Raw genomic sequence first — 10,282 nt, forward strand, 5'->3', positions numbered from 1 at the left:
CGGCTTTTTTCATGCATTCTGAAACTTCAGCTGGCGCAGCTGCCGGGCATGCTGCAGCGTGGTTTCGCCGATTTCAACCCCGCCGGTCATGCGCGCCAGTTCCTGAATGCGCCCGTCTTCCTGCAGCTTGATAATGGCGCTGCTGGCCGGGTCAGTCTGCTGCTTCTGCACCAGCAGGTGCTGGTCAGACTGCGCGGCCACCTGCGCCTGATGGGTAATGCACAGGATCTGCACATGCTGCGCCAGGCTGGCCAGCAGGCGGCCGACCATTTCTGCCGTGCCGCCGCTGATGCCGACATCAACTTCATCAAACACCAGAATTTCCGCATCGGTTTTTTCAGCATTCATCACCTGCATGACCAGGGCAATCCGCGACAGCTCGCCGCCGGACGCCACGCGGGCCAAAGGCTGCGCCGGAATGCCCCTGTTGGCGCTGAACAGCAGCTGAATAAAGCTCAGGCCTTCGCTGGATGCCTCATCCAGCGCTTCAAACTTAAATTCAAAATAGGCTTCCGGCAGCGCCAGCTGCTTGACCTGCCCGGTCAGCTGCCTGGCCAGCGGCGCGGCTGCTTCGCGGCGGATTTGATCCAGATGCTGCGCCTTGCCTAAAAACTCCTGATGGGCAGCTTCAACCTGTTCCGCCAAGGTTTCCGGATCTTCCAGCGCATGCAGCTGCTGCAGTTCAGCCTGCCAGGCTTCATATTCTTCTTTCAGCGACTCAGGCTGGGTGCGGTATTTGCGCGCCAGGCGGTGGAAAATTTCCAGCTGTGAATTGAGCGCTTCCATGCGCTCAGGGTCAAAGCTCTGCCGGTCCATGAACTGGCGCAGGCTGGCGGTTGCATCTTCCAGTTCGCTTTGCGCATTCAGCATCGAAGTGTAAATTTCGGACAGCTGCCCGCTGCGGCCTGCATGCGCCTCCAGGCGCCGCAAGATGGAGGAAATTTCCTGATTGATATTCTGCTCGGCATCATCCAAAGCCGCTAAGCTGCTGCTGCAGTCCTGCATGATGTGCTCATGATGGCTGAGCCGGTCAAACTCCTGCTCAATCTCTTTATAGTCGGTCTGCACCGGCTCTTCCAGCTCTTCCAGCTGCAGCTCTAAGGTATCCATGCGCTGCTTGCGGGTTGCCTGCGCATCCAGCGCGGCCTGATGCTGGCGGATATTTTTCTGCCATGCGCTGTAGGCATCGCGCACGGCTTGGGCGGGCGCATGGAAGTTGCTGTAGCGGTCCAGCCAGCGCCGCGGATAAGGCGGTTCCAGCAGCTGCTGCTGGCTGTGCTGGCTGTAAAGCTGCACCAGCATCCGGCCAATTTCCTTTAATTCCGCCAGGCTGCTGGGGCGGCCGTTAATCCAGGCTTTGCTGCGGCCTGTGGCGAAAATCACCCGGCGCAGCAGTATTTCACCGGATTCATCATCCAGCTCCTGCGCCTGCAGCCACAGCGCTTCCGGCGAACCGTCCTGATAGCTGAAAGTTGCGGTGACATCGGCTTTGTCTGCGCCAAAGCGCACATAACTGGTGTCGGTGCGCTCGCCCAGGCAGGCTGACAGCGCATCCAGCAGCAGGGATTTCCCGGCGCCGGTTTCACCGGTTAAAACGTTAAAACCTTGTTCAATATCAATGGCTAAATGGTCAGCTAAGGCAAAATTGATCAGAGTTAAATGTGTCAGCATAAACGCATCCGGGCTGCGAAGAGTTTTGAGTTTAAGATAGACAAGTTTTGTTATTGCCACAAGACGGTTTTTATTGTTTGGTGACCGTAAACAGCGCAATTCTATCTTAATTTCCGCCTGAACATGCAATTTCATGCTGCGCTGGGCAGCAAAAAAGCGCAAGGCGTTTGCGCAGGCTGGCGTGAAGCCTGAGCGCTGCAGCGCGCCCTTGGCCTAACTTTAGTCGATGAGATGCAAAAAGAAAATTGTGCAGCAGCGGCAGTTGTTTTAGACTCGATGCTGGCGGCATCGGCATGCTGCTTATCCGCGCAGCGCAGGGCTGGCGGAGACACTGCCAAGGACGGATTCATCCGCCGCAAACATGGATTGATTAGTTGCGGCAGCGCAATTAAACTGCTTCAATCTAAACATTATAAATATGCTTTATCTGGAGAAAATACGCATGTCAGCTCAGTTTGATCATGTATCAGTCATCAAAAAATCAAACGTATATTTCGGCGGCCTGTGCATTAGCCATACGGTGCAGTTTGAAGATGGCACTAAAAAAACCTTGGGCGTGATTTTGCCGACTGAGCAAGCGCTGACTTTTGAAACGCATGTTCCTGAGCGCATGGAAATTATTTCCGGCGAATGCCGCGTGCAGGTTGCAGACAGCGAAGAAAGCGAACTGTTCCGCGCGGGCCAGTCGTTCTATGTGCCGGGCAACAGCCGCTTTAAAATTGAGACCGATGAAGTGCTGGATTATGTCTGCCATTTGGAAGGCTGAGTTATTCCTGCGCGTGAGCTGACTTAGGCAGGGAAATTTCAGGCTAAATCAGTTAAACTAGGCGCTAAGCATCAATCCTGTAAAGCTGGCTTTACAGGATTTTTCTTTTGAATTGTCAATTGAAGTTAGAGGTCGTTCATGGCAAAACCTGAATATTATTATGGCGTTCATTCTGTGGAGTCATTGCTGGAGCTTGAGCCTGAGCGGGTTTTAACCTTATTTGCGCTGAAGGGGCGTGAAGATCAGCGCCTGCAGCGCATCTTTGAGCTGGCGGAGCCTTTCGGCGTCAGCGTGCAGAAAGCCAGCCGCGATACTTTGGAAAAGCTGGCAGGCCTGCCGTTCCATCAGGGCGTTGTGGCGGCGGTGCGCGCGCATCCGGTCCTGAATGAAAAGGATCTGGAAGATCTGCTGCAGGCATCGGCGCAGCCTCTGCTGCTGGCTTTGGATCAGGTGACTGACCCGCATAACCTGGGCGCATGCATCCGCACCGCAGCGGCGATGGGCGCAGAAGCGGTAATTGTGCCGCGTGACCGCTCTGCAAGCCTGACGCCGACAGCGCGCAAAGTTGCGGCCGGCGGCGCGGAAAAAGTGAAATTCATTCAAGTGACCAATCTGGCGCGCACTTTGGGGCAGATTAAAGAGCAGTTTAATGTGCGCGTGGTCGGCACCATGCTGGATGAGCAGGCGCTGCCGATTCAGCAGTTTGATTTTACCGGCACTGCCGTATGCGTGGTGATGGGCGCGGAAGATACCGGCCTGCGTCCAATTACCCAGGCGCAATGCGATCAGAAGGTCTATATTCCTATGGCCGGCAACCTGCAGAGCCTGAACGTCAGCGTAGCTACCGGCATGGCGCTGTATGAGGCCTGCCGCCAGCGCAATGTGTAAGATTTTTAAATTTTAGACCCAGTTTAAGCAAATGATGATCCCTCAAAAACAAGGCTATGTATTTATCGCCATCACGATGTGTATTTGGGGGGGATTTACGCTGACAGCCCGCTTGAGCGCCAATTGGGGCATTGGCGCCTGGGACATTGCGGCATTGCGTTTTCTCTTGGCCTTCTGCATTTTAATGCCGATCTTGATTTATAAAAAAGATACCGCCTTTTTGTGGAAAAAAGAGCCTTTCATTTTGGCGATGATTGGCGGGGTCTGTTACTGCATCACTGCCTACAGCGCTTTTCATTATGTTCCTGCAGCGCATGCCGCTATTTTTCTGAATGGCTGCATTCCGCTCTGCACCGCTTTAGCCGGCTATTTTTTATTCCGGCAGCCCTTTGACCGGCATACCTGGATCAGCCTCAGCATTATGCTGCTCGCACTGACGGCCATGAGCGGGCTGATGTATCAAGAAACGGGCGTCGCTTTTAGTTTAGGCGATGGCCTGTTTTTTGTGAGCGCTGTGCTGTGGGGGACATTTACCGTTTTGCTCAGGCAATGGAAGCTGTCTGCATGGCATTCTATGGCGGGTGTGGCAATTTGGGCGGCGATTGTCTTTGTCCCAATCTATGTCCTGTTTTTACCCAAAACCTTAGCGAATGTTCAGCCGCTTCAATTGGTTGGGCAGGTGGTGTTTCATGGCGTATTTGTGGTGATCGTAGCGACTTTAACCTATGCTGAGGCGATTAAGCGCCTGGGCGCTTTTAAAACCGGAAGCATTGTAACCTTAGCCCCTTTTATCGCCGCCATTTTAGCGGTGCCGCTGCTGCATGAGCCGCTGAGCCATGCCATGATTTTCGGCCTGATCGGAATGGGCGTTGGCGCGCTGCAGCCGTGGCGCTGGCTGATGCATAAGGATCCGCTGCAGCAGAAAATTGACCGGAAAAAACAGCGCTCTTAATCGGTTTGATCCCGGCCGGAGAGCAGGGCTTTATTGTAAAAGCCCGAACTGATCAGCAGGGCTGGCGGCTTTTTCTGCCAAAGCCAGATACTTTTCATGCAAAGGCTGCAGATGCAGGTATAAATGATCCAAATGGCCGTCATTCAGCACAATATCATCGGCCCGCTGCTGTTTCTGCGCGCGCGGCATTTGCGCCGCAATGATCTTTTTGATCTGTTCAGCATTTTGCCCGTCGCGCTGCGAAGCCCGCTGAACCTGCAGCTCTTCGGAAGCGTCAATCAGCAAACTGCGCTGCGCCAGCTCATGCTGATTAGTTTCAAACAGCAGGGGAGAGGCCAGCAGAACATAGGGGCTGGCTGCCTGCTGCAGCTGCCGGATGATCGTGCTGCGGATTGCTGGATGGGTAATGCTTTCCAGCACCTTGCGCGCCGCAGGTTCTTTAAAAATATGCTCGCGCAGCGCGCGCCGGTTGAGTTCGCCATTGTCCAGCAATACCCAACCGCCGAAAGCCTGCTGAATTTGCGCGAGGGCAGGCTGCCCTTTTTGCACAATTTCGCGCGCAACCACATCAGCATCAACCACGGCAATGCCCTGCGATTCAAACCATGCGCTGGCCGCTGATTTGCCGCTGCCGATGCCGCCGGTTAAGCCCACTACAAATGCCATGTCGGCTCCTTACTGACTCAGGTAAATTTTCATGATCTGCCCGCCCCAGAGGAAAGCGATCCAGCCCGCAATGGCGATATAGGGCCCGAAAGCGAAGGGCTGGTTTTCCTTGCGGATTTTCAGCAGGATGATGCCGATAATGGCGCCGACCAGTGAGGACAGCAGCACAATCAGCGGCAGCATCAGCGGCCCCATCCAGGCGCCCAAGGCGGCGAGAAGCTTGAAATCGCCGTAGCCCATGCCTTCCTTGCCGGTCACGATTTTAAAGATGTAATAGACAATCCACAGGCAGAGGAAGCCGATGATATAGCCCCAAATGGCTGATGCCGGAGAAGTGTAAACAGCGAAGCTGTTGATGCCCAGGCCCAAGGCAGCCAGGGGCAGGGTGTAGCGGTCCGGCAGCAGCTGGGTGTCAAAATCAATAAAGGTTAAGGCGATCAGCACCCAGGTCAGAATCAATCCGAACAGCATTTGCACAGTAGGGCCAAAAACCGCCACAACGGTTAAAGAGCAGGCGGCGGTCAGCAATTCAATCAGCGGGTAGCGGCTGCTGATCGGGTTCTGGCATGCAGCGCACTTGCCGCGGAGCAGGAGCCAGCTGATGACCGGAATGTTCTGGTGCCAGCGGATCGGGCTGTGGCATTTGGGGCAGGCCGAATTCGGCTTGCTCAGGGTGATTTTGCTGGCTTCAGTCAGCGGCTGTTCAGGATGGAGAAACAATTGACAGTCAGTGCGCCATTCCTGCTCCATCATTTTCGGGGTCCGGTAAATGACCACATTCAGGAAGCTGCCGATGCACAGGCTGAGCAGCCCGACAGCAATATAAAGCGCTGCCGGAGTGGAAATAAAATATTGAATCAAATCTTGCATTAAACCACAGAACCCATTTGGAAAATCGGCAGGTACATGGCAATCACCAGGCCGCCGACAAGCACGCCTAATACTGCCATAATTAAAGGCTCCATCATGGAGGTTAAGCCATCAACGGCATTGTCGACTTCATTTTCATAATGGGTCGCCACTTTATCCAGCATGGCATCCAGCGCGCCGGATTCTTCGCCAATTGCAACCATCTGCACTGCCATAGACGGAAACTTATCGGTGACACGCATGGCGAACTGCAGCTGCTGGCCGGTGGCGACATCTTCGCGGATTTTAAGCACTGCTGTTTCGTAAACCACATTGTTGGTTGCGCCTGCAGTAGATTCAAGCGCGTCAATCAAGGGTACGCCGGCAGCGAAGGTTGTAGAAAGAGTACGGCTGTAGCGCGCAATAATGGCTTTATACACCAGATCGCCGAAGATCGGCGCTTTAAGCGCTGCTCTATCCAGAAAGTCGCGGAACTTTTTGCTGCGCTTTTTGGCTTCTAAGAAGCAGGCAATCACTGCTGCAATTCCGATGATTAGAATAAACCAGTATTTCTGCATCCATTCAGACATATTGACTACCATTTGGGTAAATGCCGGCAAGTCTGCGCCAAATGAAGAAAATAGATCCTGGAAAACCGGCACTACTTTCACCATCAGGATAATGGTGACAATAACAGCAACCACAATAACGGCTATTGGGTATTTCATGGCTTTTTTGATTTTCTGCTTCAGCAGTTCGCTTTTCTCTTTATAGATGGCGACACGGTCCAGCATGGTTTCCAGCGCGCCGGACTGCTCGCCGGATTCCACCAAAGAGCAGAACAGGTTGTCAAAATGCTGCGGATACTTGCGCAAGGCGCCGGCAAAGGTATTGCCGCCTTCCACTTCGCCTTTGATGCCCAGCACCACTTCGCGCATTGACGGATTTTCTAGGCCTTCCGCAACAATTTCAAAGCCCTGCACCAGCGGCACGCCGGCCTTCATCATGGTCGCAAGCTGGCGCGTAAAAATGGTAATGTCTAATGTCGACACCTTTTTTTTCATCAGGCCTTCAAGGATGTTTTTGCGCTTTTCCCGGATGCTCTTGATGGTGATGCCCTGCTTGCGCAATGTCACTTTGGCCAAAGCCATATTGCGCGCCGGCAATTCCCCTTTAAGTTTGGCCCCTTTGCGGTCTACCCCCTCATAACTGAAGGTTGGCATCATCTGCGCTTTTTTCACAGCCATGACTTTATCCTTATTTTAAATATTAAGTGCAGCAATTATTCACTGGTTACGCGATTGACTTCCTGAAGCGAAGTCACCCCCTGCATAACCTTAATTAAACCCGAACGGCGTAAATTGTTGAATCCGGCTTTATCCGAAGCATCGGCAATCTGAATGGCGTTGCCGTCTTCCATAATAATACGGGAAATCTCCGGCGTCACTTTCATTACTTCATAAATGCCGACCCGGCCTTTATAGCCTTCACGGCATTCCGGGCAGCCTGCAGGCTGGTAAACCTGAAATTCCGGATTTTGTGTATCTTCTTCAGTAAAGCCCATTTCCAGCAGGCTTTGCTGCGGAATTTCTACGGCTTGCTTGCACTGCGGGCAGAGGCGGCGGGCCAGGCGCTGCGCAATGACCAGATTGACTGAAGTGGCGATATTGAATGAGGGCACGCCCATGTTGCGCAGGCGGGTGAGTGTTTCCGGCGCGCTGTTGGTATGCAGGGTGGACAGCACCATATGGCCGGTCTGCGCCGCTTTAATGGCGATTTCGGCGGTTTCCAGATCCCGGATCTCACCGACCATGACAATATCCGGATCCTGGCGCAGGAAAGACTTCAAGGCAGCGGCGAAAGTCAGGCCGACCTTATTGTTGACGTTGACCTGATTCACACCTTCTAAATTAATCTCGACCGGGTCTTCGGCAGTTGAAATATTGGTGTCTTCACGGTTCAGGATATTCAGGCCGGTATACAGCGATACGGTTTTACCGGAACCGGTTGGGCCGGTGATCAGCAGCATGCCTTGCGGTTTATCCAGCGCCTCCATGAACAGCGCTTTCTGCTCCGGCTCATAGCCGAGCGCGTCAATGCCGAGCATGGCGCTGGACGGGTCAAGGATACGCAGCACCAGCTTTTCGCCGAAGAGGGTCGGCAGGGAGTTGACGCGGAAGTCGATGGCCTTGCTTTTCGACAGCTTCAGCTTGATGCGCCCGTCCTGCGGCACGCGCTTTTCAGAAATGTCCATTTGCGACATCACCTTCAAGCGTGAAGCCAGGCGGTTGGCCAGCTGCAGCGGCGGGTTGGCGATCTGGCGCAGCACGCCGTCGACACGGTAGCGCACGCGGTACATTTTTTCATAGGGCTCAAAATGCAGATCCGAGGCGCCCATGCGGATCGCATCGACCAGCAGCTTATTGATGTACTTGACGATCGGCGCCTCTTCGCCTTTGTCATCTTCGCTGTCTTCCTTGTTCTGATCAGGCGCATCTGTGGCGATATCCAGATCGAAGTCATCATCAAAATCAAAGGTGCTGTCTTCAGCAAAATTCTGCTCAATCAGCTTTTCCAGCTTATTGTGCTCGACAATGACGGTTTCGGTGTTCATTTTGCTGCTGAAGCGGATCGCATCGACCGCTTCAATATGCGTGGGGTTGCTGGTCGCCACAAAAAGGATATTGGAGTGCTTGAAAATCGGCAAAACGCGGTAGCGGGTAATCAGCTTTTCATCAATATCTTCACGGACGATCTGATTGGCGTCATAGGCTGAAATATCAAAAATCGGTTCGCCGAATTCGGCTGAAATGGTTTCGGCAATGGTCAGCGACGGAATCTTCAGCTCATGGATCAGATAGGGGACAATGTCCTGGTTGGCTTTTTTTGCACTCAGCAGCGCCTGCTGCATGCTTGCGGCAGATACCTGTCCTTCTTCGACCAGGCGCCGAATAAACCCTGTAAATCTTGGAGAACCCTGTAGTGCTGTCATGCTTCAGTATGCCTATGCTTCAGTTTGTTTATAATTGGTATGGTAAAATTATACTTTTGTTGTATGAAAATACCATATCTTAAAGTGTTGTCACTAGCTAAGTATTGATCAAAAGCTTGAACCAGTCCTTAAATCGCCGCGGTTTTTTTGCAAAATCGCCCTGAAAACCATACTTCGGATTTCTTCCGCTGAAATTGCCTGCGTAAAACTATCATCAAAATTTGCAATTGCGTGTAGAATATGCCCGTTTTCATCAAAGTTTCTGCAGGTTATCTATGTCGGGTCCGGCGATTACACCTTGGGTTGTGGGCAATTGGAAAATGAACCCCATGCGGGCAGAGGCCAGGCAGCTGGTTCAGGAATTAAAGCAGTTGCTTCAGGATCAGCCCATTGAAGAGTCTGAATGCCATATTGCGGTTGCGCCTGCTGCGATTGCCCTGCAAAGCGTGCATGCGCAGCTGCAGGACTGCAGCCGAAGCGTCTGCACGGTTGCGCAGGATCTGTCGCGGGTTGCCGGCACAGGGGCCTATACCGGTGAAATCAGCGCGGAACTGCTGAAAGACAGCGGCATTGATTTTGCGCTGATCGGCCATTCCGAACGGCGCGAGATTTTCGGCGACAGTCCGGCAGCCATCAATGAAAAAGTAAAAAATGCATTGCATGCAGGGCTGACGGTGATTTACTGCGTAGGCGAAAGCCTGCAGCAGCGCGAAAGCGGGCAGGCGGAGCAGACTGTGCTGCAGCAGATCTGCGATATTGCTCCAGCTGTGCAGGAAGGGCAGTGGCAAAGCATTATTGTCGCCTATGAGCCGATTTGGGCGATCGGCACCGGAAAAACCGCGTCACCTGCAGATGCGCAGGCGATGCATGCCAAAATCCGTGAAGGGTTAAGCCAAATTACGCCTGTAGGCCAAAGCATGGCGATTCTCTACGGCGGTAGTGTCAAGCCGGAAAATGCAGTAGAGTTGGCTGCCTGCCCAGACATTAATGGCGCGCTGGTTGGCGGCGCTTCATTGAATGCCGCGTCTTTCTATAAAATTACGCAGGCATTTGCGAATACAAAATAATTAGGAGTTCAGCATGCAAACTTTTGTGCTGGTGGTACATATAATCTTAGCCGTACTGATGATTGTCTTGATTCTGGTCCAGCACGGCAAAGGCGCGGATGCGGGCGCTTCTTTCGGCGGCGGCGGCGCGGCCACGGTATTTGGCGCTTCAGGCTCGGCGAATTTCCTGACCCGGCTGACGGCTATTTTGACTGCGCTGTTTTTTGTCACCAGCCTGACGCTGGCGGTTTACGCCAAAAAGCAGACCGCAGACGCCTACAGCCTGAAATCAATTTCTTCCGCGCCGGCTGTGCCGGTGAAATCGGCTGAAACTTCACCAGCTGCGCCAAAAACAGCTGAATAATTTATTTAGTTCTTTCTTTTTTGAGGTGATGCGTCTAGAATGCGTCACAGCTGCGGTGGTGGTGGAATTGGTAGACACGCTACCTTGA

11 protein-coding genes are annotated in these 10,282 nt (G+C 53.2%); 6 read left to right on the forward strand and 5 right to left on the reverse strand.

The features are described 5' to 3' along the window. Window positions 1-9 precede the first annotated feature (9 nt). The gene (gene recN / locus RSA72_RS04330; protein ID WP_332621666.1) at window positions 10-1,671 is read right to left on the reverse strand and encodes a DNA repair protein RecN; all 1,662 of its coding nucleotides are present in this window, start codon (window positions 1,669-1,671) and stop codon (window positions 10-12) included. A 231-nt stretch (window positions 1,672-1,902) separates the two neighbouring features. Here recN and RSA72_RS04335 point away from each other — a divergent pair, with 231 nt between their 5' ends. The 4 genes from RSA72_RS04335 (at window position 1,903) to RSA72_RS04350 (ending at window position 4,277) form a co-directional block, all read left to right on the forward strand. Continuing rightward, window positions 1,903-2,130, forward strand: a complete 228-nt coding sequence (locus tag RSA72_RS04335) for a hypothetical protein (RefSeq protein ID WP_332621664.1) — start codon at window positions 1,903-1,905, stop codon at window positions 2,128-2,130. Then, window positions 2,114-2,437 carry a pyrimidine/purine nucleoside phosphorylase gene (gene ppnP, locus RSA72_RS04340; protein WP_332621662.1) on the forward strand — a complete coding sequence of 108 codons (324 nt, stop codon included), beginning with the start codon at window positions 2,114-2,116 and terminating at the stop codon, window positions 2,435-2,437. Before RSA72_RS04335 ends, ppnP begins: the two co-directional genes overlap by 17 nt. 138 nt (window positions 2,438-2,575) lie before the next feature. Then, window positions 2,576-3,325: a 23S rRNA (guanosine(2251)-2'-O)-methyltransferase RlmB gene (gene rlmB / locus RSA72_RS04345; protein WP_332621660.1), complete on the forward strand. Its 750-nt coding sequence runs from the start codon at window positions 2,576-2,578 to the stop codon at window positions 3,323-3,325. Window positions 3,326-3,356: 31 nt separating this feature from the next. Then, entirely contained in the window at window positions 3,357-4,277 is a 921-nt protein-coding gene (locus RSA72_RS04350; protein WP_332621659.1) for a DMT family transporter, read from the forward strand. Between the two features lie 30 nt (window positions 4,278-4,307). On the opposite strand, the gene coaE is transcribed toward RSA72_RS04350, so the two are convergent. Genes coaE through pilB form a run of 4 tightly spaced genes read right to left on the reverse strand, consistent with a single transcriptional unit; the run spans window position 4,308 to window position 8,784 of the window. Then, on the reverse strand, window positions 4,308-4,943 hold the full coding sequence (gene coaE / locus RSA72_RS04355; RefSeq protein WP_332621658.1) for a dephospho-CoA kinase: 636 nt from the start codon (window positions 4,941-4,943) through the stop codon (window positions 4,308-4,310). Window positions 4,944-4,952: 9 nt separating this feature from the next. Continuing rightward, window positions 4,953-5,813 carry a prepilin peptidase gene (locus tag RSA72_RS04360; RefSeq protein WP_332621657.1) on the reverse strand — a complete coding sequence of 287 codons (861 nt, stop codon included), beginning with the start codon at window positions 5,811-5,813 and terminating at the stop codon, window positions 4,953-4,955. Then, on the reverse strand, window positions 5,813-7,039 hold the full coding sequence (locus RSA72_RS04365) for a type II secretion system F family protein (protein WP_332621655.1): 1,227 nt from the start codon (window positions 7,037-7,039) through the stop codon (window positions 5,813-5,815). Before RSA72_RS04365 ends, RSA72_RS04360 begins: the two co-directional genes overlap by 1 nt. Window positions 7,040-7,074: 35 nt before the next feature. Next, window positions 7,075-8,784 (reverse strand): type IV-A pilus assembly ATPase PilB, encoded by a 1,710-nt coding sequence (pilB, locus tag RSA72_RS04370; RefSeq protein WP_332621653.1) that lies wholly within the window; start codon window positions 8,782-8,784, stop codon window positions 7,075-7,077. 275 nt (window positions 8,785-9,059) lie between these two features. Between pilB and tpiA the strand changes: the two genes are divergently transcribed. Further along, window positions 9,060-9,851: a triose-phosphate isomerase gene (gene tpiA, locus RSA72_RS04375; RefSeq protein WP_332621651.1), complete on the forward strand. Its 792-nt coding sequence runs from the start codon at window positions 9,060-9,062 to the stop codon at window positions 9,849-9,851. Window positions 9,852-9,864: 13 nt separating this feature from the next. After that, window positions 9,865-10,194, forward strand: a complete 330-nt coding sequence (gene secG, locus RSA72_RS04380) for a preprotein translocase subunit SecG (protein WP_332621650.1) — start codon at window positions 9,865-9,867, stop codon at window positions 10,192-10,194. Window positions 10,195-10,282: the final 88 nt, after the last annotated feature.

Source organism: Acinetobacter sp., assembly GCF_036659555.1.
Lineage (GTDB): Bacteria > Pseudomonadota > Gammaproteobacteria > Pseudomonadales > Moraxellaceae > Acinetobacter.

Coding starts and splice junctions, on each gene's coding strand:
- RSA72_RS04350 (WP_332621659.1), top strand. CDS start 3,357: ATGATGATCCCTCAAAAACAAGGCTATGTATTTATCGCCATCACGATG.
- rlmB (WP_332621660.1), top strand. CDS start 2,576: ATGGCAAAACCTGAATATTATTATGGCGTTCATTCTGTGGAGTCATTG.
- tpiA (WP_332621651.1), top strand. CDS start 9,060: ATGTCGGGTCCGGCGATTACACCTTGGGTTGTGGGCAATTGGAAAATG.
- RSA72_RS04335 (WP_332621664.1), top strand. CDS start 1,903: ATGCAAAAAGAAAATTGTGCAGCAGCGGCAGTTGTTTTAGACTCGATG.
- RSA72_RS04365 (WP_332621655.1), bottom strand. CDS start 7,039: ATGGCTGTGAAAAAAGCGCAGATGATGCCAACCTTCAGTTATGAGGGG.
- recN (WP_332621666.1), bottom strand. CDS start 1,671: ATGCTGACACATTTAACTCTGATCAATTTTGCCTTAGCTGACCATTTA.
- ppnP (WP_332621662.1), top strand. CDS start 2,114: ATGTCAGCTCAGTTTGATCATGTATCAGTCATCAAAAAATCAAACGTA.
- pilB (WP_332621653.1), bottom strand. CDS start 8,784: ATGACAGCACTACAGGGTTCTCCAAGATTTACAGGGTTTATTCGGCGC.
- coaE (WP_332621658.1), bottom strand. CDS start 4,943: ATGGCATTTGTAGTGGGCTTAACCGGCGGCATCGGCAGCGGCAAATCA.
- RSA72_RS04360 (WP_332621657.1), bottom strand. CDS start 5,813: ATGCAAGATTTGATTCAATATTTTATTTCCACTCCGGCAGCGCTTTAT.
- secG (WP_332621650.1), top strand. CDS start 9,865: ATGCAAACTTTTGTGCTGGTGGTACATATAATCTTAGCCGTACTGATG.